Annotated in this window: 28 protein-coding genes and 1 pseudogene; 9 read left to right on the top strand and 20 right to left on the bottom strand. The window is 49.4% G+C overall.

Going from position 1 to position 25315, the window contains the following annotated elements:
• Positions 1-518: 518 nt before the first annotated feature.
• The 10 genes and pseudogenes from Q3A88_RS02205 to Q3A88_RS02250 all read right to left on the bottom strand — a co-directional run bounded on the left by Q3A88_RS02205 (position 519) and on the right by Q3A88_RS02250 (position 7476).
• Complete coding sequence (locus Q3A88_RS02205; RefSeq protein WP_317177323.1) at positions 519-860, bottom strand: ogr/Delta-like zinc finger family protein; 342 nt, start codon at positions 858-860, stop codon at positions 519-521.
• Between the two features lie 308 nt (positions 861-1168).
• Positions 1169-3853, bottom strand: a complete 2685-nt coding sequence (locus Q3A88_RS02210) for a DUF927 domain-containing protein (RefSeq protein ID WP_317177324.1) — start codon at positions 3851-3853, stop codon at positions 1169-1171.
• Positions 3850-4260 carry a hypothetical protein gene (locus Q3A88_RS02215; protein ID WP_137742594.1) on the bottom strand — a complete coding sequence of 137 codons (411 nt, stop codon included), beginning with the start codon at positions 4258-4260 and terminating at the stop codon, positions 3850-3852. Before Q3A88_RS02215 ends, Q3A88_RS02210 begins: the two co-directional genes overlap by 4 nt.
• Entirely contained in the window at positions 4247-4483 is a 237-nt protein-coding gene (locus Q3A88_RS02220; RefSeq protein ID WP_137742595.1) for a hypothetical protein, read from the bottom strand. Before Q3A88_RS02220 ends, Q3A88_RS02215 begins: the two co-directional genes overlap by 14 nt.
• Complete coding sequence (locus Q3A88_RS02225) at positions 4476-4658, bottom strand: hypothetical protein (protein WP_119881748.1); 183 nt, start codon at positions 4656-4658, stop codon at positions 4476-4478. Before Q3A88_RS02225 ends, Q3A88_RS02220 begins: the two co-directional genes overlap by 8 nt.
• On the bottom strand, positions 4651-4848 hold the full coding sequence (locus tag Q3A88_RS02230) for a host cell division inhibitor Icd-like protein (RefSeq protein ID WP_137742597.1): 198 nt from the start codon (positions 4846-4848) through the stop codon (positions 4651-4653). The genes Q3A88_RS02225 and Q3A88_RS02230 overlap by 8 nt, the downstream gene beginning before the upstream one ends.
• A gap of 80 nt (positions 4849-4928) precedes the next feature.
• Positions 4929-5207 (bottom strand): annotated as a pseudogene (locus Q3A88_RS02235) (ash family protein); the annotation flags it as partial.
• A 152-nt stretch (positions 5208-5359) separates the two neighbouring features.
• Positions 5360-6358, bottom strand: a complete 999-nt coding sequence (locus Q3A88_RS02240; protein ID WP_317177325.1) for a P2 family phage major capsid protein — start codon at positions 6356-6358, stop codon at positions 5360-5362.
• Positions 6359-6395: 37 nt separating this feature from the next.
• Entirely contained in the window at positions 6396-7253 is an 858-nt protein-coding gene (locus Q3A88_RS02245; protein ID WP_317177326.1) for a hypothetical protein, read from the bottom strand.
• A 4-nt stretch (positions 7254-7257) separates the two neighbouring features.
• Positions 7258-7476: an AlpA family transcriptional regulator gene (locus Q3A88_RS02250; protein WP_317177327.1), complete on the bottom strand. Its 219-nt coding sequence runs from the start codon at positions 7474-7476 to the stop codon at positions 7258-7260.
• A gap of 805 nt (positions 7477-8281) precedes the next feature.
• Here Q3A88_RS02250 and Q3A88_RS02255 point away from each other — a divergent pair.
• The 4 genes from Q3A88_RS02255 to Q3A88_RS02270 all read left to right on the top strand — a co-directional run bounded on the left by Q3A88_RS02255 (position 8282) and on the right by Q3A88_RS02270 (position 11003).
• Entirely contained in the window at positions 8282-8656 is a 375-nt protein-coding gene (locus tag Q3A88_RS02255; RefSeq protein WP_258307560.1) for a GNAT family N-acetyltransferase, read from the top strand.
• A gap of 106 nt (positions 8657-8762) precedes the next feature.
• Entirely contained in the window at positions 8763-9383 is a 621-nt protein-coding gene (locus Q3A88_RS02260; RefSeq protein ID WP_110162174.1) for a hypothetical protein, read from the top strand.
• A 22-nt stretch (positions 9384-9405) separates the two neighbouring features.
• Positions 9406-10203, top strand: a complete 798-nt coding sequence (locus Q3A88_RS02265; protein WP_110162173.1) for a lysozyme inhibitor LprI family protein — start codon at positions 9406-9408, stop codon at positions 10201-10203.
• Positions 10200-11003 (top strand): hypothetical protein, encoded by an 804-nt coding sequence (locus tag Q3A88_RS02270; RefSeq protein WP_317177328.1) that lies wholly within the window; start codon positions 10200-10202, stop codon positions 11001-11003. Before Q3A88_RS02265 ends, Q3A88_RS02270 begins: the two co-directional genes overlap by 4 nt.
• 108 nt (positions 11004-11111) lie before the next feature.
• On the opposite strand, the gene Q3A88_RS02275 is transcribed toward Q3A88_RS02270, so the two are convergent.
• On the bottom strand, positions 11112-11609 hold the full coding sequence (locus Q3A88_RS02275; protein ID WP_010681623.1) for an Lrp/AsnC family transcriptional regulator: 498 nt from the start codon (positions 11607-11609) through the stop codon (positions 11112-11114).
• An 82-nt stretch (positions 11610-11691) separates the two neighbouring features.
• On the opposite strand from Q3A88_RS02275, the gene Q3A88_RS02280 reads away from it, so the two are divergent.
• From Q3A88_RS02280 to Q3A88_RS02290, 3 genes are all read left to right on the top strand, one after another.
• A complete protein-coding gene (locus Q3A88_RS02280) occupies positions 11692-12879 on the top strand; it encodes an MFS transporter (protein ID WP_317177329.1) in 1188 nt (395 codons plus the stop codon).
• Between the two features lie 397 nt (positions 12880-13276).
• Positions 13277-14209: a hypothetical protein gene (locus tag Q3A88_RS02285; protein ID WP_110162171.1), complete on the top strand. Its 933-nt coding sequence runs from the start codon at positions 13277-13279 to the stop codon at positions 14207-14209.
• Between the two features lie 206 nt (positions 14210-14415).
• Positions 14416-14601 (top strand): hypothetical protein, encoded by a 186-nt coding sequence (locus Q3A88_RS02290; protein WP_039284777.1) that lies wholly within the window; start codon positions 14416-14418, stop codon positions 14599-14601.
• A gap of 172 nt (positions 14602-14773) precedes the next feature.
• Here Q3A88_RS02290 and Q3A88_RS02295 read toward each other — a convergent pair whose 3' ends face one another.
• The 3 genes from Q3A88_RS02295 to Q3A88_RS02305 form a co-directional block, all read right to left on the bottom strand.
• A complete protein-coding gene (locus Q3A88_RS02295) occupies positions 14774-15565 on the bottom strand; it encodes an NPP1 family protein (protein WP_010681628.1) in 792 nt (263 codons plus the stop codon).
• Between the two features lie 230 nt (positions 15566-15795).
• Positions 15796-16557 carry a hypothetical protein gene (locus Q3A88_RS02300; RefSeq protein ID WP_181393534.1) on the bottom strand — a complete coding sequence of 254 codons (762 nt, stop codon included), beginning with the start codon at positions 16555-16557 and terminating at the stop codon, positions 15796-15798.
• A gap of 126 nt (positions 16558-16683) precedes the next feature.
• Positions 16684-16950 carry a hypothetical protein gene (locus Q3A88_RS02305; RefSeq protein WP_110162168.1) on the bottom strand — a complete coding sequence of 89 codons (267 nt, stop codon included), beginning with the start codon at positions 16948-16950 and terminating at the stop codon, positions 16684-16686.
• Positions 16951-17474: 524 nt separating this feature from the next.
• Between Q3A88_RS02305 and Q3A88_RS02310 the strand changes: the two genes are divergently transcribed.
• The gene (locus Q3A88_RS02310) at positions 17475-18014 is read left to right on the top strand and encodes a hypothetical protein (protein ID WP_110162167.1); all 540 of its coding nucleotides are present in this window, start codon (positions 17475-17477) and stop codon (positions 18012-18014) included.
• Positions 18015-18119: 105 nt separating this feature from the next.
• On the opposite strand, the gene Q3A88_RS02315 is transcribed toward Q3A88_RS02310, so the two are convergent.
• From Q3A88_RS02315 to Q3A88_RS02340, 6 genes are all read right to left on the bottom strand, one after another.
• Positions 18120-18692 (bottom strand): alpha/beta hydrolase, encoded by a 573-nt coding sequence (locus Q3A88_RS02315; RefSeq protein ID WP_039526272.1) that lies wholly within the window; start codon positions 18690-18692, stop codon positions 18120-18122.
• Positions 18693-18752: 60 nt separating this feature from the next.
• On the bottom strand, positions 18753-20135 hold the full coding sequence (gene dbpA / locus Q3A88_RS02320; RefSeq protein WP_110162166.1) for an ATP-dependent RNA helicase DbpA: 1383 nt from the start codon (positions 20133-20135) through the stop codon (positions 18753-18755).
• A gap of 102 nt (positions 20136-20237) precedes the next feature.
• Positions 20238-20990: a molybdate ABC transporter substrate-binding protein gene (locus Q3A88_RS02325; protein WP_317177330.1), complete on the bottom strand. Its 753-nt coding sequence runs from the start codon at positions 20988-20990 to the stop codon at positions 20238-20240.
• Positions 20987-21757 carry an ABC transporter ATP-binding protein gene (locus Q3A88_RS02330; protein ID WP_317177331.1) on the bottom strand — a complete coding sequence of 257 codons (771 nt, stop codon included), beginning with the start codon at positions 21755-21757 and terminating at the stop codon, positions 20987-20989. Before Q3A88_RS02330 ends, Q3A88_RS02325 begins: the two co-directional genes overlap by 4 nt.
• Before the next feature lies 1 nt (position 21758).
• Positions 21759-22778 (bottom strand): iron ABC transporter permease, encoded by a 1020-nt coding sequence (locus Q3A88_RS02335; RefSeq protein ID WP_317177332.1) that lies wholly within the window; start codon positions 22776-22778, stop codon positions 21759-21761.
• On the bottom strand, positions 22775-23839 hold the full coding sequence (locus Q3A88_RS02340; protein WP_317177333.1) for an ABC transporter substrate-binding protein: 1065 nt from the start codon (positions 23837-23839) through the stop codon (positions 22775-22777). Before Q3A88_RS02340 ends, Q3A88_RS02335 begins: the two co-directional genes overlap by 4 nt.
• A gap of 309 nt (positions 23840-24148) precedes the next feature.
• Between Q3A88_RS02340 and Q3A88_RS02345 the strand changes: the two genes are divergently transcribed.
• Positions 24149-25174 (top strand): LLM class flavin-dependent oxidoreductase, encoded by a 1026-nt coding sequence (locus tag Q3A88_RS02345; RefSeq protein ID WP_317177334.1) that lies wholly within the window; start codon positions 24149-24151, stop codon positions 25172-25174.
• Positions 25175-25315: the final 141 nt, after the last annotated feature.

A 25315-nucleotide genomic window follows, 5' to 3' on the forward strand; every position in this document is an offset into this window, starting at 1 on the left:
ATGTTCGTGTGATGAATTAATTAACTATTTGTTTTTAAATTACATTTTTCATTTACGTCACTCTAACTGTGAACGAATTTGACTATTTTTATTTTTGACGTAATGCGGAAAATCCAGTGCGGGCAAGGCTCGCAGGGCGATAGTGTTGTAAGAGGTATTTGCAAAATATTGCGCGAAAGGATCTAAAAAAATTCGCTATGAATACCGAGAGAAAGGCTAGCGAGCATGGCATCGGAAAGTAGATTTAGAGCGTTCTGTGATAGTTAGACATATTTAAACGCCGAGCTTGTGTAGTCGTAATAATGGGGGACAAAAGGGAACAGTGACCACAATTAACAAAAAGCCACCTTGGCAAACATGCAGATCCATTGCAATAAATACCAGAATCGCTATGTTGCCCAGAATCATAATTCAGCACGCCACTGTTCCGGCAATCCCTTGCCGGACGGGGCTTATAGACGAGTAGTGATGTTGGCATAACTGAAAAAATGAGAACAGCTAATGCGGCGTTACGCGCTTTATTTCCCCCCGACTTTACGCCGCACCACAACCAGGGAACTGTCCGGTTCGCCCACAACTTCGGACTTTTTGTCGTCCTGCTGTGCCTGACTCAGCATGTCGATCATGTCTTTACGCTTCTCTGGCGCGATGCCATCTATCACACTCTTAATCATATGCCCGTGAGTTTTGGCGCTGGGACTGAGGGTATGTGAGAACGTCATATTCATCACGAACGTATGCCCGCATTCCACATCCGCACAGGCGCAGTAAATATCTGAGATATGCGGGTGCTTACGGTGGGTTTTCTTCACCGTGGCCACAGCGCCACATTCAGGGCAGTAAACACGCATTATCCTCATATCGCTCACTCCTTCCATTCTGTTAACCCCGCCCGCCAGGAATAAAGCCCTAAAGGACGGCCATTTTTACTGTGTTTCTCTTCTCTGCGCATGGTAACAGTGGTAACACTGGTAACAGCCTTGATATAAAAGACTTTTATCTGTTACCACTGAATTTTCACTACTGGTAACAGTGGTAACACACGGCTTTTTGTTACCAGTGTTACCACAGGGCTTTTTTCACTGGTAACACATCTAGCCCTTGCCTTGCCTACTTGTTACCAGTGTTACCTCTGTTACCTCAGAAAAATAAGATACGTGCGAGAGTCTTAACCCAATACGCTGCTATTAAACTGGTACACCCGCTTGACGCCTATTTCTGGCAGGCGAATGTTTTTCTGTGTCCGAGTCGCGTCTTCCGGCAAATCCAGATAGCCCGCCCTAGCACAAAGCTGTGCCACCTTCTTGGCGTCGAACCCCTTACAGATTTCTTTCCAGCCCGATGACAGCACGTAAAACGTGGTGGCGGCATCCTCGGTGTTGTTGCCTTTGACCACCTGCCGGAACCCCACCAGATTGGCCGGACGGCTGTACTCGTTGTGCCAGTCGGCAAAGCGGCTGAACTGGTTACGGGTGATGAAGTCTTTCACCTGCTCCAGCGCGGCGGCTTCCTCCTGATTGGCGACATGGCCACGGTCTACCATCCACGCATCCAGACAGACTTTTGCCGCCCGTAACGCTTCCCCCGCAGGCCAGCCGGTTATCCCCGCTTCGGTGGCCAGCTCGCCCGCCATCGCCACCAGTGCAAAGCGCGTGACCGCACGCCCTACCTGATTGCCTGCCTCGTGGGGGGTTAACTCGCGGGTGTAGGTTTTCAACAACGCTTTGGCTTTGGCCGTCATGCCGGATAAATCCGCCGTGAGGTGGCGCAACCACTCGCGGAACGCCGCGCCGTGGTATTCCGTCACCGCCTGTTCTAAATGCTCGGCCAGCGTCTTGCCGCCCGAAAAACCGTGCAACTCTTCAAACACCCCGTACTTGCCGGAATCGCTGGGGATTTGCACCATGCGTACTTCCACACCGGCATAAGTGCGTTCCCCGGCATTGGCGGCGTGTTCAACCAGTGACAGTTCGCCGGTGGAGAGAAACAGCAGACACCAACGATTGGTTTCCCTCACGCTGCCGTCTGTTCTGGCTCTGGCCTTACCCTGGCCGTTAGCCAGCATGTAGGCGATATTTCCCGCCTCCCGTCCGTCAACCTCACGGATTTCATCGAGCATTAGTGTGGCATCGTTGCGGCGGCTGGCCGTCCCTTCAAGCGCATTGCCGGTTGACCGCCAGGTGTGCCAGAAGTCCGAACCGCCGCACACCGACGCCGCCACCTTCATGGTGGTAGTCTTGCCGTCCGTCGATTCCCCTTTCAGGTGATAGCCTCCGCCCCCGACGCCAACCAGCTTGAGTAGCGGCGCAGCAAAGGCCAGGCTGACGGAAAACGCCACGCGGGCATTACCGACGCAATAGCGTGACACCTGATCGCGCCAGTCGGCCAACGTACCCGCAGTGCGAAAATCCCGCCCCTGTACGCTGGACGTTTGCAGAATGACCGATTCCGAGCCCTCGCCTATCACCTCATCCTGAAGCACGTATACCGAACCGTGCCAGCCGGTTTTACTGACGCACGTCACCTTACGATCTGGCTTGCACAGAGAAAGGTATTCCATCAGGTGCGCCCGCGCCTGGCCGTTGGTGTTGATGTACGACAGGCCGTTAACCAGCAGGACACGGCGCAATTCTTCCCCACTGCCGCCTAACAACTCCATCGGCATCGCCCATTTGCGGCTGATGCCGTTGGTGTCTTCCCACTCCAGCAAGCGGCCATAGTTGCTGCCGTCCATGTCGCAGGTAATGGCCGTCACCCGCACCGGGCTACACAGTTTGATATTACGAATTTCCGTATCGCCGTCTGACTTGTTCACCAGTTTGTCAAACCACAGGTATTCTTTGGTCAGCCGGAAACCTTGCGGCAAGCGGGTCTTGCCCTTGCCAAACAAAATCATTTCTTCGCGCAACGCCTCTTTGGTGCGCTCCTGGCCATGCTCCTGCCTGAAGTCATCCCAATCGGCTTTATGCCGTGTCGGCGGCAGCGTCACCCAGCCATCTACCGCTTTGGCGGCTTTCTCCGCCCACTGTTTCCCCGTGTTCTCCTTGCCGTCGTCAAAGTCGTTATCGCCAGCAATCACCAGCCGCACATCCGGCCAGCGCTGCCGGAACGCCTGCGCCACGTTCAGTAAATTACTGGCGGCGACAGCGGCCACCGTGATGCCCTCGGTCAATGCCGCCACCGTCAGCGCGGTAGCGTAACCCTCGGTGATAGTCACCTGCTCCGGTGCCTCACTCGGCAGCGGTTGCAGAGCAATAAAGCTGCCCGCCAGGGTGGAATGGGCCAGCAGCCGTTTATCCCCCAATGGGCTGATTAGCTGCGCACCCGTTATCTGGCCGTCAACGTCAGTCAGCGGCAGCAACAGCGAACCGGCAGGAAATTCCACGCCACCGCTCTGTTTCTCCTGGCGAGTCAGGGGCAAGCCCTGCCCCGCTAAGCCTTTATTGGTCAGATAAGCGCTTTCGCCGGTTTCACAAGTCGCCCGCAGTGTGCGATAGCTGGCGCTGAACTGGCGGCGCTTTTCGGCTTCATCGGCTTCTTTCTTGGCGGGCGGTGTTGTTGGGTGTTGCACTTGTGGTAAGCCCAGCACGGACGCCACCGCATCGGCAGCGGTTTTGTTGTCATCCCCGCTGACCAGTTGCACCAAATCCAGCCCGTCACCGTTGCCACACTGCGAACAAAACCACGTCCCACGCCCATCCTTATCATCAAAGCGGAAACGGTCTGTACCGCCGCATTTCGGGCAGGCACCGTGCCTGCCATTGGCCGGAACCGTAATCCCTAATGCCGGTAATATCTGCACCCAGCGGTTGTTTGCCTCCTTCACAGTCTCGGAGAGTTTGGGTCTACTCATTGCGCCGTTCCTCCCGTTATCAGCGTTTCCACCACGGCACCGGGCGGCAGTTCGCCATCCGTCGCACCACTGGCTATCTCGGCATACATGGCCAACAGGCAGCAGTAGCCATACGCTGACAGGCGTACCGCCTCACGCATAAAGCCCGGTTCGAGCATTTCATACAGCGCCTGCGCCGCCATCGCTTGCCCCATTGCACAGCCGAACTGGTCGATATAGGGCGCTTCAATGTGGGAAATGATGTTAATCGCCACCTTGTCGGCGGTCAGCGGAATACGGCTACCGTTCAGCACATACACCGCCTGGCCGTGCTGGGTTGTCATTGCTTCCAGAAAAGCGTTGGCGATGTAATGGCGCAAAAGCGCCATTTTGAAAGCCGGTGAGGTCGGCAGGTTAATTGCGCTCATGGTTCACCCCTCCGGCAAAGAATTCACTGGTTTCTACCGCGCTGTTAAGCTGGTCACGAACACATTCAAAAATAGCGGCCAGGCCGTCTGAATTAAGCGGCTTACCAGGGTGAACGGCATGGTGGCGTAACAACTCGGCCATGCACTCGGTGGCCTGTAAAGCGCGATTTATACGCTCTTCGCCATTCTGCGTGTAGCCGCAAGGAAACTGAGTATTAGTCATGATCGCCCTCCGCTATCGGCTGGTGAAAGGTGCGGTGCAAGCAGTCCAGCCGCTCCGACAGAACAAAGGTCAGCACCTCTTTCGCCTGGGGCTGATCCAGTTCAACCAGCGCATACGCCAGCGCCCGGCATTGGTCGATGATTTCTTCGAGTTCCAGCGGCGTGTTATCAAACATGACGCGCCCCTCCAACTGGCAGACGGCCAGCAAAAGCGAGTACATAGTCACGCGCCAGCAGACGGCGGGCACTGCGTTCAGTGGGGGCAATAACGGTTTCACGGTGCGGAACGGCGTGAACATCAGCACGGCGCACGGCCAGGAATATAAAGACAAATTCGGGGTGAGTTTGGGTAGGGGTAGATGACATGGTGTCAACCTCCAGTGAGTAGTTAAAACACTACCACCAGAGTTTCCACGCTCTTGATTGGTGGTAGCCCAGACGGGGGTGGAAATACCGGCCTCACTGGACACCGGCCAGCCCGAAAGCTGCCCCGCCTGAGCCACCATTGATTCGGTACGGATCGGTGCCGTAAAAAATGGGTGTACAAAGGCTACGATACAAAAAAAGACGCAATCGGCGTCTGGTATCGCCAGTAAGTTACACGGGTTTCCACGCCCGGTTGCCGATTTTGCGGCAACGCGCAGACTATACCCCGCGTTTTCTGGCGACAGCAAGCAATTTTTATCCGAATCCCCGTGATTGACCGGGTACGTTATCGCGTACATAGTGTTTCCTGCTCAGTGACGAGCCATGACGTTAGATGACAAGGGAGTGTTACCCGGTGCCTGCCGCACCGGGTATTTTTTTGCCTGCGTTTAGCCGCCTGATATCGCGGCATACCAGCCGGTGATTAACGGTGAATCGTTCATGTGTTCCCTCACTGCAACAGCGTAATGGCCTGTTCATCAGCAGCGGCATACAGGTAACCATTCCCCAGCGCATAGCCCTCATTACGCCAGTAGCCATGCTCATACACGGAACGGTCATCCACGAAATCAGCTCGGAAATAGCGGCTACGCTTCTGCGTGTAGACGTGCAAGTTTTCCAGTGTGGTAATAGCTAGCCGTTTACCTGGCATGAACGGCGGAACAAAGGCAAAGCGCCCTGCTACAGAACTGGTGACCATCTGCGCGGCAGCAAGCTCCGATGGACGGTCTGCCATATTGAACAGTCGTAGCCGTTCCGCAGCGGCCAGCTCAGCACCGATCAACACCACTAAGCGCGGATCTTCGCGGAAGCCCTCTGGTATCTTTTTGGTGATCAGATGGTTGGTCAGTGCATCCAAATGTGGGAAGTCGCCGCCATCTCCCAGAGAGATCGAGTCAGTTAGCACTTGGGAGCCATCGTTAAATTTTTTGGCGATAGCATGCCAGCCAAGGTTGATATCTTCCCCTTTGGGATATTTGGTGGGGTTGGTTTCTGAACTGAGAAATGCACCATTTAATCCGATGCGCAAAATATCTAACGCTATTGCTCGTTCAAAGAACGCCGTCACCGTCCGAGTGAAGTGATCAATTCCACCGACGTTAGCAATAATTGACATTTGTTCATAAGACAACGACGCGCAGGAATCCGTTTCGACCAGATCATACGGCGTACCATTTACGGCTAGAGGTTTATTAAACCGCCCTTCTACCATACGCCCAGTATGCAAGCTGCTATCACCAATGGTGATCGCCTGGCCTGTTTCTTCCGCTACATCCATCAAAGTGATACCCTGCATCATCCAACTGGACTCCAACAAGGCAATGCGTAATTTATTTTCTGCCTCATCAGATACAGAAAAGCTCTTTTTGTTACTACTTAAATAATTTGCGCCACGGGTAAAATTGCGATGAAATTCCCCCGCCAATGCCGGAGCATTAACCTGATGCATAAAATATCCTTTTATATAGACGTGATAATACAGTGAATTAAATTGTGTTTCGCATCATGCTATCTTTATATTTATCAGACTCCACCGTTTCCATCATTAATTCAACATAATCATTTACCGGCATGATCTGGCGAAATAACTCCCCTTCATGGCCGTAATACAAACGGCATAACTCAGCCTTTGCGATCCCATTGCGGCTTAATTCATATTTATCTATAGGATGGCGACAGCGTTTTAATATCTCTTCTACCGCTCTCTGTAGTTCATCCATCTTTGACCAAGCATAAATATGAGACTGATTGCTTAGACCATTGGAATAGGACTCCACCCTATAGGCATAATCAGGAAATGAAGAAACTGGAATTTTTTCAATGACCTTATTCATAAAGCCTTTGATGTTCTTTTTCAGCATAGCTTCTACAACAGGACGTAATAGACCTAATAACCCTTGCCGAGACTGGTAGATTAATTTAGCCCGTTCACAATCATCCAGCATCCGTTGTTTCTGTACTTGTAGCTTCCTCAATTCCTCTTTCATCGAAAGCAGGTCTTTCCGGTTATCTAGTACATTGTGATTAGGGTTCTCCACTTCACCGCCATATCGAATAACACCCCGGTTGGCTTCATTGACGACCTCCTGTGCCGCCTTACAAATCGCCGTACCACGCTCAATCAGGAAATTGATTTCATCTGGATCACACCTGTAGCTGGGCATGTTATAGCCGGTTAGTGTTTCCAACTCGGCTAATGAACGCTCCATTTTAAACAGGCGATAAATCTCAATGACGCGGATCGCATAACCGCCATCCCCGTATTTTGGTTCAAACGGAACCGGCTGATAAGCCGAAATGATGTTCAGGGCTTTATCATATTTACAGCGTTCTATTTTTTTCATTTCCTTACTCCGCACTTTTCCTATTTACTAGATTGCTATTAATCCAGTCGATAATTTCTTGCTCCACCCATGCCACCGTTCTTTCCCCGATCGATACATTAAGCGGGAATCGACCATCCTTCATTCGATGATAAATCGTTGAACGAGGAAGCCCCGTTTTAGACATCACATCTTTCAGACGGATTAACCGTATCTCTTTGTTTTTAATCAATGAATCATCCATAGCATACCTTCCACACATTTATTTGAGATGCACGTTCCCTCTGAGATGAATTCAGATTCAAAAGGAGTTCGTAAGATTTATATAGATTTACATGGCGGAATTTTGTTGTAAATAGGGGTAGTCAGGTGAGTATCACCATTCAAATTACTCAAAAAACCATATTTATCTACATATCGCTATATATCTCTATATTTAGTAAAACTGGCTCATTAAAAATAAAAATGTAATTTTTTGTAATCGAGAATTCCACTAAGATTCCAACAAGGTTTAACTCAATCTCACTGGGTTCATAAATCCTCGCACAAAAATATTAATTCGTAAATGCACCTAGATTTCACTTAAAAGATACCGGCCTAAATAGAGCTGTGTTTTTGAACTATTGAATATAGATGAATACAAGTGAGTGTTAATGAGCAGTAAACTTATGTTCACAAAATGTATACTCAAATCGACTTCAATTCATTTTGTAAAGCTATGTAAATAAAACAATCAGATTGACTGATTGCAAAAATGAAGTAAGAAAATCCCCTGCGTATAAATGCATGTATAAGACTTTATAACGTTAAAAAATTAATCATTAAAAATCATAATCATGATAACCATTATCGATTCCTGCTGGGGACACCATTCACATGTCTCGAAGCGCCTAGAAAATCAAAATTTCCCTTATAAAATCATAAAATTAAGTCATTCACACTGTTAGCTACAAACGACGATGTCGTACCAACATCTGCGCATATTTGTTGGTACAGCACCGAGCCAACAGGAAATAGTGATGTGAGCAACAGCGGCAGGAAGTGAAGCAATGGACGAGCACCTTCACAGGGCCGGCGTTATTGCTGATGATTCGGCGCACTGGCAGCGAATCAAATATCATTATAACGACGCGTATATTGTGCTGATGGGCTCTGAACGTATTGGGTTATTCAAACGGCACAAAGGTGCTAACGAGTGGACCATTATACAAATCCAGATTTTGCCAGCCTATCAGGGACAAGGCATCGCGGCATGGCTATTAAACACATTTTTGCAGCAGGCGGACGAAGCCAACGTCCCCGTGACGCTGAGTGTTTTGAACGGCAATAGAGCAATAACCCTCTACCAACGCGTAGGTTTTAAGGTCGTTGATAGTGCTGATGGTGCAGTAAAGATGAAACGCAGCAGAAAAGATCGTCTGTAGAACATCAACAACAATGTGAATGACAAAGAATATATACGCACAACCATGAATAACCTTATAATATCAAAAGGATTTATTCACTATTTGTAAGGAATGCGTGTTTATTATGAAACGGAGTTATATAAAAAGCGTCGTTTTACCTTTTCTTTTTCTCTCCAGCGCGGCACATGCGCAAGACTTCCCCACTTTTGTGACAGATTTCACCAAGGTGGTGCAAAATAGTAAATTGTCACAGAAGGATTACAATCAATTTATTGAACTCACTAATTCCTATTTTATTCCCGCTAGCTATGGTGTAAACATAGCGAAAAAAGATAAAGTCAGTTATAAAAACAACGAAATAATGCCAAAACTGGAATCTGACTCCAGCTTTATTTTCAATGGTTCAAATGGAAAATCGGCCTTTATTTCATTTCTGCAAGAAATAAAAAATCTCCTGCCGTCAGAAAAATATTTTGAAAAATCCTACACGGATGCAGGATCGGTCTTCGTCATGAATTACTATACGCTGTCATCAGGCCTTATTAATATTCAGATGGACATCGTGTCTCCTCCTGGCCTCAAAGGGCTAGTCACAAAACTCATTAACCAAGAGACACCAGACCTTGAACAAGAAGCGGGTGAGCGAACCTATATCTATCAATTCTCAAATATAAATGGCGGCTATAAGATGGTCAGTGCCAACGCCTACTCATCTTCAGATAAACGAATCTGCGCGTCCTGCTGACATGATTTCAATGGAATTGAAAATGATAAAAATCATAATAAAAACGCTATTATTGATGATACTTTCATCACACTATGTTAATGCAAATAATCTTGTGTGTCGTAGTCCTCTCGTCATTCAGTCGTTAATCAAAGAAGATCAAGAGAAAGCACAACCCATCAGCGATCGCGTATCTTTAGAGACAATTAAAAGAATTGAATTTGAATATGACATCATTATCACAAAGCTTAAAACAAAAAATAACTTAAGCTGCTTTGGCAAAGCCAAGATAAAAATCCCATCCGACGTGTTAACTTTTTTAAAATATTATCCTATTCTGGAGAATGGAGATCCTAAAGCAAAAAGCATTTACCGTTCCAATCTTTACCTACACAAAAAAGGTGATGAATACATCGTATTAGACCGTGTTTATTATAATGTTCATATTGCTGATAATCAGCAAGAAACCAATATTATGTATCCACACGATGAGTCAGTCTCACGCACACTTTATGGATTGGCCTGGTTACAAGAAAATGCAGCAAGGCTGGAAGAACAATCACCACGTTTTAAATATATTAAAGCGATTGTCGAATTCAGAGAGGCTGATAGCGCGCTAAATGCTTACTGGAGTAACCTGCCCGATTATATTAAAGAACAGCTGAAAGAGGATGCACGGCAGTGGATAAAAAACAAAAATAAAAAATGCGGTGCAATAGAAACTGTCGCGAATAACAACCGCTCAATGGAAGATCAAGCAACAATTTATACCTGCCAAGAGCAGATGACGAGGGAAAGGCTGGTACAGCTTGGATTGACTGAAAACAAGGACAAGAAATGAAAAAGCTCCTCTATGTCATGATTGGAATTATCCTTACTTGTACGTCAGCGTATGCAAAGGACGACTTTCAATGCAGCGATATTAACTCAGTGGAAGTCGTTAAAAAAACGTTTGCCGACCGTGCAAAAGAAATGTTCTATAAGTCCCCTTCTCAGTCTGTTGATACGGTGAACGTGATTTATTCTAAAATATCAACTCAGCCACGCTGGGGAAAAGCATTCTCGTGTAGCCTGCGGGTTGAAATTCCCGTAAGTCAGGAGATTATCGACATCATTCTTAATAAAGACGATCTTTTGTACACAAAGGATGAAATGGATAAAATTAGCAATAACCTTTTTACTAAAACAGGGGAAAGCAAAGGTAATAGGCTCAGCGATGACAAGATCGTCATTCCGTCATTTGCCTACGATATCAGTATTCTCGAGCATGAAAAGGAAATAAAAGTAGAAAAAAAATCCTATGATGCCCTATCCAGAGCGATTTATGCCGTTGCCTGGCTCAGTGAAAATGCCGAAAAAATCACAAAAAACGCACAAGAGAAAACGCTTGAAAGTGAAAAGGAACAATATCTTTTCTTTTTCACCGACGTCTATGGAATATTGGAAGACGCACCTGAAGACATAAAGAGTAAATTCCACGCCTCTCAAGCAACATGGGTTAAGGAAAGAAATAAAAAATGCGGCAATGCCGAATCCTTAGAGACGAATAATCTTTCACTTAAAGAACAGATTCATGCTTATCGCTGCCATAATGCAACGATGAGTGAACAAGTATCAAGTTTAGATCCAGACGAAGGGTGATAGTCACACCGATATTACTTCAGGCTATTGCCTACTATATTAGCAATGGCCTGAATATAAACCTCTCGCCCAGTTTACCCGGCTTAGCCCAGCCAAATCGTCAGCGAATCAGCTATCACTTGGCTGTACAGGGCGCTCAAGATAGGTAGACAGCACAATGTACGAACGTGTTGAACTGACGCCAGGCACCGCGTAAAGCTGAAACAGGAGCTTTTCCAGCGACTGCGCGTCTTCCGTGCGGATCTTGAGGATCAGTGCCGCATCGCCAGCAACCGAATGCACCTCTTCAACATCAGAATTGCGCGTTATCTCCATCAGTTCTGATGAAACGCCCCAGCCGCTGGTGTCAACGTGCACAAATGCCAAAAGATTCTTTTTTATCGCGACAGGATCGAGCAACGCGGCTGTTTTTCGTATCACGCCGTCGCGCCGAAGCCGCTTGACCCGTTCATGCGCGGCGGGCGCTGAAAGCGCAACCTTTTCCCCCAGTTCGGCATAGCTCAACGTGGCATCATCAACCAGTTCCCTTAATAATCTTCGGTCAGTTGCATCAATATCCCGTGTAGGAATGACTTTTTGCTTAATGTCATCTTTATTTATTTTCATTCTCTCATTCCTTGTTTAAAACGAATTTTGTTTGGTTAATAGTATTTTCTCCGAATCATATTAAGCAAAAAGTGAAATTTCAATGTCACAACATCAACATGCTGAATGTCATGCCAACTCGCGCGCGCTTCGTGTCCCTGGTGCGGCTTATGTCCTGACGTTTTGTATCGGCGTGATTGGCTCCAATTCGTTACTTCTGGGCCCCATCGCTCCCGAGATAGCCACATCGTTCAAGAGCACCGCACAGTCAGTCATGCTGGCGTCGGCCGCATTTGGTCTGGGAACGGCGCTAAGCGCCCTGTTTCTGGCACGATACATCGATCGATTCGGCGCTTTTAGGATGTTAAAGAACGCGATGCTCCTGCTGGTCGTTGCCTTGCTTTCGAGCGCTAGCGCTTCTTCCGTCGAATGGCTGATAGCCAGCCAGCTCATTGCTGGTATTGCATCCGGCGTGGCGATTCCGGCGATTTACACCACCGCCGCGGCTATCGCTCCCAAGGGGTTGGAAAGTAAAACAACGGGCGTCGTTCTTACCGGTTGGACATTAAGCCTTGTCGCTGGCGTTTCACTCGCGTCGATTCTGGCAGAACAATTTCACTGGCGTGTCGTTTATCTGGGGATCGGCGCACTTGCCGTTTTGGCTATCGTCATCCTTTCTCGTCTGAGTCACCAGGGTGAAAATGTCACGCGAATCTCATCATCACCGCTTGCAGCTCTGGGCGTGCCCGGCGTGAAACCGCTATTGGCTGCATGTGGCGGGTTCATGACCGCCTTTTATGGGGTTTACGGCTATCTGGGGGACTATCTCTATAATGAACTGCATCAGCCGCTCAGTGCTAACGGCCTGATTGCGCTTTGCTACGGTATCGGTTTTGGTTCAGCGGCTTTTCTGGATGCGATGATAAGCAAAGTAAATGCCAAAGTGGCTATGCCAGCCTCATTTCTTACGGTAGCCGCGGTATACCTCGCTTTCGCCCTGTCAGGAAATAGCCTGCCCGTTATCTGCATTCTGATGCTTCTCCTTGGCACCGCTAACCACCTGTGCGTCAATTTATTGATCACCGGATTAAACACAACCGATACGTCAAAACGCGGTGCAATCATGGGGCTTAACAGTGCGGTTACCTATTTAGCCGTCTTTATCGGGAATACGCTTTTTGGTGCACTCTACCTACATTGGGGTTATACAACCGTGTTATACGCGGCGGTCGGTTTCGTGGTTATTTCCATCCTGTTCACAGTACAAATTCGAATAACCAGCAAACGCTGAATGGCATTAACACATTCCCATCTCTTATCCCGCAGGATATTTTTGTAGCGGCACACAGAATGTGTGCCGCCAGATAAGGTCAGTGTTATCCCCAGCACCGCATGGATTGACACTCAGTTTTCCCACCTTGATAAACCTTCTATTAACTGCACCTACAACCACGCCCAATATCCGCATGAATGCTGGGAAATATCTTAATAGTATGCCAACTCGATAAGCGCCCAAAAGAACGGCGAAAATACACGCCTAGTTTATTTGGGGAAACAAACATCAAGTAATGCCAAGAAGTAACTGCATGATAGAATCGCTAAACTGGCATCTAGGATCGTTCCAAAAGCCGATACCTCATCGGTTGGTGCCAGTTGAAAAATAGGGAGGAAGGTAACGGGGAAGACCTTTGTCAAAGTTGAACAATTTACGGAAATGGCTCAGTCTCGACGAGTCAGCGAAATACCTCGAAAGAAAAATCAACGAGCAAGTAGCTATAACAGATATTCTGCGATTTGCTCTGGATGGGCATCTGATTTTATCAGTAAACCTACAGTCACCTAAGATCGCCAAAAAGGTTGAAATAAAAAGAGTAAAAATGGCTGAAACCGCGATGAATGCGGAAGTGTATGTGCGTGAAAACTGGGGGGTGTATATCGGTGAATCATTCTCCCCAGATCGTGAAATAGACTTTGCTACCCCAACAAGCAATGAGATAACAAGCCTGAGTGGGGTACAAGACACGCCGCTGTTAGGTATTGAGCGCTTATTTGCTGAAGAACAATACTGTAAGAGCCTTGGACTTCCCAAGCCATCAAGAAAGCAAGACCTCATTCGAGGTGTAACCATTTCTGCTGGCCCATCGGGTCTTTACCAGCTCCAGCATTTTATCGACGTTGACGCTGAGCTAGAGGAGCTTTACCGAGCCGCAAATAGCGCCGGAGATGCCAACCATCCAACTTTCAATAGCATTATCGACATATTCAAAAACCTCAGCACGATTAGCATGTGGGATGCAGATGCCCACATGAGATATATCCCCGCGCCATCCGTGCCAGATGATATCTATTTTGTTGCCCGAACGGCCAACCTGGATAAGTTAGTTGAGGTGCTCAATGCGACTCCAGTGACAAAAACACCAAAGCAATCAAAGAAAACTGAGAATGCTCAAGCCAAGTTTATTAAAAATCTCCTCACGGTGATGTATGGCGCGGATGTCGCTGAAAATCCAAGAAAACATATCGATGGAAAGATGGCACAAATTAGAACCGATCTGGAGGCAAAAAGCCTTCACTGCCCTAGCGGAGTCACCATCGAAAACTGGCTGTCTGACATAGAATAAATCGTAATATTGCATTTTCTCTTTGTAAAATTACCCCACCAGCGACTTAGCATTGACACAATTCTCCTGTAGACCGCAACCCCCTACAGGAGATAGTAAATGACTCACCCCTCTATAGTGCTTTCCTCTCAACTACCTGTATCTATCGGTATCGTCAGCGATATCCATGTTGAAGCCCACGAATCGTTGGAACAGGAGGCAGGTAAGTGAAGAAAGGGATCGAAGTAAAGCTGACCATGCTCCGTGGAATGATTAACCTAATGACCAGTTGCGATGATTCAACCGAACTTGAAACCCTCCGCAATGTTGCACTAACAGCACTGGTGATCGTGGACGACATCAATGATGAATATTGCCATGAACAGTTCGACGAGAAGCGAATAAAAAGCTAAGCGCATCACCGTATAAAAATGCCCATATCACCGGAATAAAAAGCGAACCTATATTTTCCTGAACGGATGATGCACGCTGAATATCCTAATATAAAGGGTAGTGTAATAAGGTTGGCATCATTCCAAGGACAAGTAGAGAGAGGTATATCTGGCTATACCTCTCTTGTGATAATTATTTCGACGCAGTTAGACTGGCAGCAGTAAATTCTGGATAACCGGCCGGTCGGCCATTATTCAGGTTAGTCAGGAAATTACTGTCTTTAAGCGGAATCGAGGCAGAACCGTAGTCAAACGCATTTAATCGGTTACGCAGCTCTTCGTTACTGATACCGTCACCCGACATCGCATACCAGCTGACAATATCCGGCGTCACAAAGTTGCCGTAAGGGTTTTCTGCTTGTTCATTCGTTTTGGCAAATCGGAAAGCATGTGTTAACGCTCCGTCTTTGTGGTACACGAATTTCAGGCGGCCGCCCTGCTTATCGATATTCGCTGCGGCTTCTGTCGTCAGTTTGCCGTGCGCACTGAAGCTACCGTGTGTTACCGCTCCGTTTTTAGTCCAGATGGCAACATGCTCCCAATCATGGCGATGACCCGTATTCAAACCGCCCAACACCTGATCTTTTAAGAAATAGAGCGCATAGAAGCTACCACAATAGCGAGAACCACCGGAATCAACACAGGCATATCGGTGTAATGTATTTGACGACTCGAGAAAGTTACCCCATCGGCACCCACCCGTCAGGCTTCCTGTCGGCTTCAAGCCACCGTTTTGTACCCCACCTCGGCTAAACCCGGCACTGGGCAAACAACCATCACTGTCGAAATCAAATACTGGCGCAATCGCAAGCGCATTAATACCTGACGGTAGCGCTTGATCCAACTTAGAGAAATTATCCGCATGCGCAGAAAAAGCGACACATAATATGGATATCGCCATGATCGTTTTCTTTCCTGAAAGCATTTTCACTCCTTTAGCAGAAAATAGCCCTTTTATGGACTCGTACCCTTGCAGTTACAATGAAGATAAAACGCAATATTGATAAAAAATGAAGGCGGATTATTTTTAACAAGAAAGGAGTGGAAATAAAAATCATTTATTTCCAACAATGAACACCAATATATTTAGCCTGCAAAATAATGCAGAGAATTTATATATTAAAAATCGCTAACGATCCTAATCCGTTAGAATTTTTACTCGCCGACTACATCATAACGCTGGCTTGCCGCATCAAAACGGTATTCCAGCAGAATATCGCCTCCGCCGTGGGAATAGCAGTTCAGCATAATGCTGCGATTATCTCCGCCATTTTCAATATTCATATAAACCGGAGTCATGAAAAAGCCAAACTGGCATTGTTGAAAATCAGGCTGGAGAAGCTGATCGACATTGCCGGTCTTCTTGTTAATCGCCTTGATACCCTCAACAACCATGCCGGTATCGCTGTTTTGATATACCCCGACAAAACTGTGAGTCGCCGTTTGCCCCCAGAATGGAATATCGACCTGCCCTTCGACTTTGGCAGGCTGCTCGCTATCGTCAAAGGATGCCACGCGCCGTAGGCTAACATCATAACGCGCCTTTCCGTTTGACCATTCACCGCGGAGCTCTTCCCCCACCTCGGTCAATTTAAACGGGCAGTGCGTCATATCGATACCGGACTTAACGCCCTGAACGATATATTTATCATAGTCCTGCGGGGTATGGATTTCGCAGATTTCAAGCGACGTTTCCGAGAGCCTTCCATACAGAGGGATCGGCGCTCTGTATTTATCGTAAAAGTAGCTCCCAAGCAGATTCTTATCCTGGTCAATACTGTATTTCTGCAATGAAAAATGCACCGGATAAGGTCCAATGTGACCTTCGTAATTGCTCACGACATACCAGCCGGCTTGCGCTCCCCATGCTGCCGTCCATAGTCCACAGGCTATTAAGGTTGATACCGCTGCTCTCATACATTCACCTTGTCTACCCGTCATACTTCAGGTTGCTTATGCGTTGGTTTGTCTGCAACTCACGTTGTGTTTTTAGCGTGTCAATCATGAAGCCGAATCATTCAAAAAACGGCTTAGCATATCAGGCTAATCATGGTGGCAGCAGGGACAGATTTCCACCTCTGACACCGTCATGGCTGTTGTGCCTTCGCAATCCCATTCGACACGTACGGCCTGCGCTTCTCGCCCTGAGTGATGTAAATACTTCTCGACAGGGCTTTCCGTCATCCCGGTAATCACCTCAGTGGCGATGAGCTCATCACCAACAAAAACGCGGGCTGTTGCCTGTGAGGCTTCGCGCGTTTCACCGGATTGCAGATACAAATAGTTAACCGTCAGTTTAATACTGGGCATAGCGCTTCTTAACAGAGGAAAAGACAGGGAAAACAGTGTATCGCGTTCCCCCGCGCTTGTAAGCACATATGGGCTAAGGGTTATCACTGCCTCACGCTAATACCCTGATAGTTTGCTGTTTTTTAAAAATGGAGAGATTTGATCACATAAGTTCGCAAGATTGGTAATCAAAAAGTTAAATCTTATGCATTTTGGATATTAATGAAGCAGAAAAAACAGCCGATACCTTTTGCGATAGGGTGTTTTTTAATGCAATTGCATTTTGCATAAATAGTGTTTGGCATAAATACTGTTTTACATTAACCGTGTTCTCACTGAACCATTTCGTTAACGTCATATTGTTGAATAGTAGGAAATTATCTCTAGCAGACAGATTCGTCTTCCCAGGAAGATAATTATCCTGCTTGTGTTAGTGACCTCAATTTCGGCGATTGCGGTATTAACGTATGTGGTTTTAACACACTGAAGTAACTCACTGGTAAAACCATTACCAGCATTAAATAGATATAAGAAGGAGTTATACTGTGGTGATCCCAGATATTCAACTCGTGAATACGACTACCCCGGCAACCATGCCTCCGATTGGCGCAGCGGCTAACCCGACTGTCGTTGCCGCTATCAGCCCGGGGAATAAAACCGACACATCAACAAACTCCGACTCTCAAAATATGCCGGGCTCGAACGAGAGCACCAAAGTCACGCTGTCTTCTCACAAGAAGCGCGCCGCTGAAGAGAAAGATGCTCCTCCACCGGAACAGAATAAGACACAGCAGAAAGCCGCTACCGAATACTCACTGGCGATGACGGGTATTCCTTTATACAACGGCAAGCTCATTTCCGTGGTTAAGTACCCAGATGGTAATTCTGAAATGTTCGATGCCTTTACCGGACAACGCATCACACAAGAAGATCTGGCACTCATGGGCGCACTTCATAGTTCCGGTGGCGAACAGGTATTACATTTTGAGAGCAAAACATCGTATAGCAATTTGTCTGCTGCCGAAGTTTATCAGCAGATTCAGGAAATGCTGCATGGTTCAGGCGATCAGGAAGAGCTGGCTTAATAAAAAAACAGATGCCAAGACAACGCTATTCATTGCCCTGGCATTAAAGAAAAATATAACGTTATCTTAATATTGTAATATGACTATTTGATGGAAACTGGCCGATTAACGATTAGCAACGAGTGCTTCCGAAAACTCAGTTAATCTTGTCAGGCCATATTCCCAAGGACCAAATCCCGCTTCTGCATTAATGTGCCCCGCCTCACCCACATCAACCAGTTCACTGTTCCACGCATGCGCCCAGTATTGGGCGCGAGTGAAACTCATCAACGGATCGTTATGACTGGCAAATGTCAGCGTTGGAACCGACAGCGGTGCAGCCTGAATGCGATCGTCAATCTCAAAGCGCATCGGCTCAGCAGGAGCCACCAGCATCACACCAGCGATCCCTTCCTGACCCTGCTGCACCACATGACAGGAAGCCAGCGCGCCAAAGCTATGGCCGATCAGAATCACGGGCTGAGTACAGACACTAAGCTCACGGCGGATCGCCAACACCCAGCGATCCAGATCGGCCTGATACCATTCCCGCTGGCGTATACGATGCCAGTGAGGGAAACGCCGTTCCCAATGGCTTTGCCAGTGTTCGTCATCGCTGTCCCGCAATCCCGGCACCAGCACCATCGTTAGCTTCTGGCTCACTTCCGTTAGCCGCTGCTCGATTTCTGTTGTCTGCATCCGCCCTTAACACCCCTGTCAGTTATCCGAGCCCCTTCTGTCTGGTATATCAGCCACCGATTATTTTAACAATCTGGCCTTGCAGCTTTTTCCTTTGATTTTGCCTTTCTGGAGCTGCTGCAACGCGCGCTTAGCGCTAGCTTTACGGATAGCGACATAAGCATGCATCGGAAACATATCAATTTTCCCGACTTCCGCTGCCGTTAGTCCTGCATCACCGGTTAACGCCCCGAGGATATCGCCGGGACGGATTTTGGCTTTTCTGCCACCATCAATGCACAGCGTCATCATCTCTGGTTCGAGCGCAACCTCGCCACTGCGACTAATTTCATCCGCCGATGTCCATTTAATGCGCATACCGAGATAGTCTTCAATCAGATTAGCGCGGTTCATTTCCTGTGGTGTACACAGGCTGACAGCCAGACCTTTCGTACCCGCGCGCCCCGTTCTGCCAATGCGGTGCACGTGGACTTCAGGGTCGAAAGCCAGCTCAAAATTCACCACCAGCTCCAGCTCTTTGATATCGAGGCCGCGAGCGGCAACGTCGGTTGCCACCAGCACACGGCAACTGCGGTTAGCAAAACGCACCAGAACCTGATCGCGATCGCGCTGTTCCAGATCGCCATGCAGCGCGGATACGCTAATCCCGCGCATATCCAGTGCGTCAAATACGCTCTGGCAGTCACGCTTGGTGTTACAGAACACCACGCAGGACGCAGGCTGATAATGGCCCAAAATGGCAATCAATAGCGGCAGACGCTGATCTTTCGTCGTCTCATAGAAACGTTGTTCAATAGCCGGTTCTTCCACACCATCTGCAACCTCAAAACGTTGCGGCTGACGCTGAACGCGCGCGCTGATCTGTTCGATCTCTTCTGGATACGTAGCGGAAAATAACAGGGTTTGGCGATCGGACGGCGTATAGGAAATCACATCATCAATGGCGTCAGTGAAGCCCATATCCAGCATGCGATCCGCTTCATCCAGCACCAGCACTTTCAGGCTATCCAGAGACAGCGACTGCTTGCGCAAATGGTCCTGAATACGTCCCGGCGTTCCGACAACAATATGCGGAGCGTGAACCAGCGAATCGAGCTGTTGCCCCATAGGCTGACCTCCGCACAGTGTCAGAATTTTAATGTTTTGTGCAAAACGAGCCAGACGGCGCAGCTCTTTGCTGACCTGATCGGCCAGCTCACGCGTCGGGCACAGCACCAGCGCCTGCGTGGTAAAGTCGCTCACGACAATACGATCCAGCAACCCAATGCCGAATGCCGCCGTTTTACCGCTACCGGTTTTCGCCTTGGCCCGCACGTCTGCGCCGCTCAGAACGGCTGGCAGCGTCGCCGCCTGAACGGGCGTCATGTCGGTATAGCCCAGTTCATTAAGATTGGATAGCTGCTCTGCGGGCAGCGCGAGGGAAGAAAAAGAGGTTGTACTCACAGTGATTACTCTACCAAGGACGAGATAACGAAAGGTGACGCCGCGCTAAAAAGCGGCGCAGATGTGCCGCAATCATAGCAGAGTTCGCCATCGTTGACCGATTTACCTCCCGTTCTGCAACGAAAACCGCGAGGTAAATCCTTTATTCACCAGAAAGCCTTGTCCTTCCGGTGATAAAAGGTAGTTTGCCAGCAGCCGCGCCTCACGTCGGGCAGGCTTCATGACAGCCAGCATGTACTCGGCATCAATACGATAGGGATCGGGTAAATGAACCACATGCAGATCCGGTTGATTGAGCAATAACGGCAGATAGCTCGCATAGCCAATATGAATATCGCTCTGCCCAGTCCGAATCAGGTAACTTCCCGCCGTCATGCCAGCCGGAATGGCATGATCAAGCGCTCCGCCCACTAGCGGTTTCGCTTTGTCGCGCAACTGATTTCCCCAGCCTCGATGCAGACGCTCGATGCGCTCAAAGAGCTCAAACGCATAATCCCCACCGGGATCGCTGCCAGGTGTCGAAGTTGAAAGCACAAAACGTGGGTCAAGGAGCGCCATCAGCCAGGATTGCGTGGTGAGTTCCGGCACGTTACGCATCACAATACAAAGGTGGTTGCGCGTAAACATGCGGGTTTCTTCCGCCAGCCCCAGTGCTTTCAAGCGTAAAGGGTGCGCGCAGTTTGCCGAGGCGAAAATATCCACCGCGTCGCCGTGCATCATTTTTTCACTCAGCAGCCCAGCCGGGCCAAACGTCGGTATCACGTCCACCGCATAACGTTCGCTGAACGTCGCCAACAGCGGAGCAAATGCAAGGCGCAGGCTACCCGCGGCATACAGGCGAAGGGGATCGGTCATGGTGGCTCCGTCATGGTCAATATCGGTATCAGCGCATAATAGGGTTGTGCCACGGTTTCCACGCACACCTGCCGCATCGGAATACCATACAGCTGCGACAGGTTATCCTCCGTCACAACCTCATCACAGTGGCCATAAAGATAGTGTTGATGATCCATCAGCAGCAGTGCCCGATCGGCAATGGCCAGCGCATGCGAGGGATCGTGCGTGGTTAGTAGGATGCTCAAGCGCTGCGTTTTAGCCAGATGCGTCAATAACCGCAGCACCTGCGCCTGATTTTGCACATCAAGCGCCGTCGTCGGCTCGTCCAGAATCAGCGTCTGGCACTCCGAAGCTAACGCACGCGCGATTAATACGAGCTGTCGCTGCCCGCCAGACAACGCGCTAAATTCACACTCGGCAAGGGATGCGATTCCCAGCATCCCCAGCGCATTTTGAGCTACGGTGATGTCATGCGCAGAAGGCATGGCAAACAGCCGAACACGTGCCGCACGCCCCATCAGTACCATATCCAGAACGCTATAAGAAAACGGCGGTGTGAATATCTGCGGCACAAAACCAATGTGCCCATCGCGCTGGATCGTCCCGGAAAGCGGCGATAAATGCCCCATCAGCGTATTCAGCAGCGTCGTTTTCCCTCTGCCATTCGCGCCCAGAATTGCCGTAATTTCCCCTTCCTGACAGCGCAAATTCAGCGGTGAAAAAAAGCCCTGCCCCCGCTGGTAGCCATATACCAATTCTTCCGTCGATAGCCTGATGGTCGGCATGCTAGTGTCCTCGAATCTGCCGCTGTGTTTTATACAGCAGCACGGCAAAAAGTGGCGCGCCAAGTAGCGCCGTCAGAATCCCCAGCGGAATCTCCGCTTCACTGAGATTGCGCGCCAGATCGTCCACTAGCACCATAAATCCGCCTCCCAGCCACAGCGACACCGGCAGCAGGCGACGATGATCGGCCCCCACCAGCATGCGTGCGACATGAGGAATCACCAGCCCAATCCAGCCAATACTGCCGCTGACCGCCACCTGCGCGGCGACTATCGCGGCACACAAGCTCAAAATCAGCCAGCGCAAGGGCTGCACAGCAACACCTAGCGCACGCGCGTCCTGCTCGCCCATCGACAGCACGTTGATGTGCCAACGCAACCGCAGCAGCAGTCCGCCCGCAAGGGCTAACGGCACCGCCATGGTCATCAGCGAGTTCCAGTGTGCGGTGGCGAAGCTGCCCAGCAGCCAGAAAACGATGCTCGGCAACTTCTCTTCGGTATCCGCCAGATATTGCATCAGGCTGACCAGCGCGCCAAAGAAGCCGCTGAGGATGACGCCTGCCAGAATCAGGATCAGCACGTTCTGTTTGCCGAATGCGGCGGCCATCATGAAAATAAGCAAAAGCGCCAGCATGCCGAACGTAAACGCAGACAGCAGCAACAGCAGCGGCGTCCAGCTTAATAGAATCGCCAGCGTGCCACCGAAGGCCGCGCCAGCGGACACACCGATAATATGCGGATCGACCAGTGGATTACGGAAAACACCTTGCAGCGTGGCCCCGCTCAGCGCCAGCGCCGCGCCGGCACACCAGGCTAATAACACGCGGGGTAAGCGCACGCTCCACACCACTTGCCGTTCGATATCACCAAGCAAAGGATTGTTGCCAGACAGTGGCTCGATAAGGATCTGGACGATGCGCCACGGGGATAAGCTAAAACGCCCTATCCCCAGTGAGCACACGGCAATCAACAGCGTGGACACCACCACCGTTAGCAGCGTGATCCGGTAGGTGCGATAACTCATTGTGCCGCGGAGGCGTCCGCACGGTAGTCCATATGGTAGAAGCGTTGGTAATATGCATCGGCGGCTTTTTGCATATCGATATCGGTGAAGCGTTCAGGGTACAGCTTTTTCGCCATCCACAGTTCGCCAATCGCTAATGCTTCCGGCATCGGGTAACCCCAGGCTTTGGCGTATTCCGGCATCAGATACACGCGATGCTGTTTCACCGCCTCAATCGCCTGCCAGGCCGGATCGTTAACGATCTGTTTCACAACGTCCGGGTAGCGATCCTGCACGAAAATTACCTCTGGATTCCAGGCCAGCACATTTTCAATCGACACCTGTTTGAAGCCTTTTATCGATGCCGCCGCCACATTCAGCGCCCCTGCGTGTGACATCATCAGGCCGGTATATTTTCCTGAACCGTAGGTTGTCAGATCAGGGTTAGCCATATACACACGGATTCGTTTCTCTTCTGGAATAGACGCCAGACGCGCACTCACGTTTTGCCGCTGCGTAAACGTATAGTCGATCAGCGCTTCCGCCTGTTTCTGGCGCTCAACCACCTCACCAATCAGCCGAATCCCTGCCTTAAGCCCTTCGTTATACGCCGCGTTTTCATCACCCATCGTAGGATTGATTTTGTCGGCTTCTCCCGGCTGATCCTGACGCAGCGAGATCGCCACAACGGGAATCCCCGTTCGCTCAATCTGCGCAATCATTTCCGGCGGCGCATAGTTAGCGACAAAAACCACCTGCGGCGACAGCTTCAACAGGCTTTCAATATTGACCTGTGTGAGATCGCCCGGCATTGGCAAATCCGCCAGACGCGGAGCCAAGCGCACATAATGCTCGCCCAGCTGTTTCTTCCAACTGGAAAGCACACCCACGACGCTCTCTTGTGCATCCAACTGCACCAGCAGGTTTAAGGTTTGATGCTGCAACACCACCACGCGATTAACGTGGTCGGGAATCGTTACAGTGCGCCCGAGTTGGTCGGTCACCTGACGCGCCGCCCAGGCGTTAGAAAACACCAAAAACAGCCCGGCAACCCACAGCGTGTAGCCAAATTTCTTTATCATGTTGGTATCCTGATTTTCGCTATATATAAAATGATACAACGATAGCGGCAAAGAAAATACTGATCTCGCTCATAATAATATTTAGATACCAATTTTGGGGTAGATCAACTCAGATTGGGTTTTCTGCTAAATAACCAGCGGCGATTTATTCTTCAAAATATTAGTCAGATAAACTGAATTATTACGTTAAAAAAATGATATTTATTCTCACTATTAATCGCGTAGAGTGCTTCTATTACTGATCTATATACCCTTGCTGTGCAGGACGAATAGGCTAAATATTTGTCTGAATATAAGGATAAGTACCCTATGAAAAAGATTGGCTTTTTATCATTCGGCCACTGGGCCCCGTCGCAACAGTCTGGTACACGTTCCGCGGCTGATGCACTACTGCAATCTATCGACCTTGCCGTTGCCGCTGAAGAGTTGGGGGCTGACGGTGCCTATTTCAGGGTGCACCATTTTGCCCGCCAGCTAGGTTCACCTTTCCCACTGCTTTCCGCGATTGGGGCGAAAACCAAAAGCATTGAGATTGGCACTGGCGTCATCGATATGCGCTACGAAAACCCGCTGTACATGGCCGAAAACGCCAGCGCCGCGGATCTGATCGCTGGCGGGCGCTTGCAGCTCGGCATCAGCCGAGGCTCGCCAGAACAGGTGATCGATGGCTGGCGCTATTTTGGCTACCTGCCGACAGAAGGGGAATCAGAAGCGGACATGGCACGACGTCATACCGAGGTGCTGTTGGATGTACTGCGTGGCGAGGGGTTTGCAAAGCCGAATCCGCAGCCCATGTTCCCAAATCCACCCGGCCTTTTGCGTCTGGAGCCTTATTCTGATGGGTTACGTGAACGAATCTGGTGGGGTGCCGGATCGAATGCCACAGCAGTATGGGCAGCGAAGCTGGGCATGAACCTGCAAAGCTCCACGCTAAAAGATGATGAAACAGGCGAGCCTTTTCATATCCAACAGGCACAGCAAATTCGTGCCTATCGAGCGGCCTGGGCTGAGGCTGGACATACGCGCACGCCACGCGTCTCCGTCAGCCGGAGCATTTTTGCATTGATGGATCACCGCGATCGCGCCTATTTCGGCGGAAGCAGTAACGATAGCGACAAGGTGGGTTTTCTGGATGAAAACACGCGCGCGATTTTCGGCCGCAGCTATGCCGCCGAGCCGGACGCACTCATCCAACAGTTAAAACAGGATGAAGCGATTGCCGAAGCGGATACGCTATTGCTCACGGTGCCGAATCAGCTGGGCGTGGATTATAATGCGCATGTGATCGAATCAATCCTGAAACATGTCGCGCCTGCGATGGGATGGCGGGATTAGGTCTACGACCTAAATAATAAAAGCCTATCCAATAGGTGCCAAACCAACGATAACACCATCAAAAATCGGGAAGATTTAAGGGCTATTTTCACTCGAATCCTCCCGGTTTTCCCAGCCTCTGAAACGGTTCAACGCTTTTTA

Source organism: Pectobacterium sp. HCp5_1 (assembly GCF_032905925.1).
Classification (GTDB): Bacteria; Pseudomonadota; Gammaproteobacteria; order Enterobacterales; family Enterobacteriaceae; genus Pectobacterium; species Pectobacterium brasiliense_A.

Coding starts and splice junctions, on each gene's coding strand:
- Q3A88_RS02205 (WP_317177323.1), bottom strand. CDS start 860: ATGAGGATAATGCGTGTTTACTGCCCTGAATGTGGCGCTGTGGCCACG.
- Q3A88_RS02210 (WP_317177324.1), bottom strand. CDS start 3,853: ATGAGTAGACCCAAACTCTCCGAGACTGTGAAGGAGGCAAACAACCGC.
- Q3A88_RS02215 (WP_137742594.1), bottom strand. CDS start 4,260: ATGAGCGCAATTAACCTGCCGACCTCACCGGCTTTCAAAATGGCGCTT.
- Q3A88_RS02220 (WP_137742595.1), bottom strand. CDS start 4,483: ATGACTAATACTCAGTTTCCTTGCGGCTACACGCAGAATGGCGAAGAG.
- Q3A88_RS02225 (WP_119881748.1), bottom strand. CDS start 4,658: ATGTTTGATAACACGCCGCTGGAACTCGAAGAAATCATCGACCAATGC.
- Q3A88_RS02230 (WP_137742597.1), bottom strand. CDS start 4,848: ATGTCATCTACCCCTACCCAAACTCACCCCGAATTTGTCTTTATATTC.
- Q3A88_RS02240 (WP_317177325.1), bottom strand. CDS start 6,358: ATGCATCAGGTTAATGCTCCGGCATTGGCGGGGGAATTTCATCGCAAT.
- Q3A88_RS02245 (WP_317177326.1), bottom strand. CDS start 7,253: ATGAAAAAAATAGAACGCTGTAAATATGATAAAGCCCTGAACATCATT.
- Q3A88_RS02250 (WP_317177327.1), bottom strand. CDS start 7,476: ATGGATGATTCATTGATTAAAAACAAAGAGATACGGTTAATCCGTCTG.
- Q3A88_RS02255 (WP_258307560.1), top strand. CDS start 8,282: ATGGACGAGCACCTTCACAGGGCCGGCGTTATTGCTGATGATTCGGCG.
- Q3A88_RS02260 (WP_110162174.1), top strand. CDS start 8,763: ATGAAACGGAGTTATATAAAAAGCGTCGTTTTACCTTTTCTTTTTCTC.
- Q3A88_RS02265 (WP_110162173.1), top strand. CDS start 9,406: ATGATAAAAATCATAATAAAAACGCTATTATTGATGATACTTTCATCA.
- Q3A88_RS02270 (WP_317177328.1), top strand. CDS start 10,200: ATGAAAAAGCTCCTCTATGTCATGATTGGAATTATCCTTACTTGTACG.
- Q3A88_RS02275 (WP_010681623.1), bottom strand. CDS start 11,609: ATGAAAATAAATAAAGATGACATTAAGCAAAAAGTCATTCCTACACGG.
- Q3A88_RS02280 (WP_317177329.1), top strand. CDS start 11,692: ATGTCACAACATCAACATGCTGAATGTCATGCCAACTCGCGCGCGCTT.
- Q3A88_RS02295 (WP_010681628.1), bottom strand. CDS start 15,565: ATGCTTTCAGGAAAGAAAACGATCATGGCGATATCCATATTATGTGTC.
- Q3A88_RS02300 (WP_181393534.1), bottom strand. CDS start 16,557: ATGAGAGCAGCGGTATCAACCTTAATAGCCTGTGGACTATGGACGGCA.
- Q3A88_RS02305 (WP_110162168.1), bottom strand. CDS start 16,950: ATGCCCAGTATTAAACTGACGGTTAACTATTTGTATCTGCAATCCGGT.
- Q3A88_RS02315 (WP_039526272.1), bottom strand. CDS start 18,692: ATGCAGACAACAGAAATCGAGCAGCGGCTAACGGAAGTGAGCCAGAAG.
- Q3A88_RS02325 (WP_317177330.1), bottom strand. CDS start 20,990: ATGACCGATCCCCTTCGCCTGTATGCCGCGGGTAGCCTGCGCCTTGCA.
- Q3A88_RS02330 (WP_317177331.1), bottom strand. CDS start 21,757: ATGCCGACCATCAGGCTATCGACGGAAGAATTGGTATATGGCTACCAG.
- Q3A88_RS02335 (WP_317177332.1), bottom strand. CDS start 22,778: ATGAGTTATCGCACCTACCGGATCACGCTGCTAACGGTGGTGGTGTCC.
- Q3A88_RS02340 (WP_317177333.1), bottom strand. CDS start 23,839: ATGATAAAGAAATTTGGCTACACGCTGTGGGTTGCCGGGCTGTTTTTG.
- Q3A88_RS02345 (WP_317177334.1), top strand. CDS start 24,149: ATGAAAAAGATTGGCTTTTTATCATTCGGCCACTGGGCCCCGTCGCAA.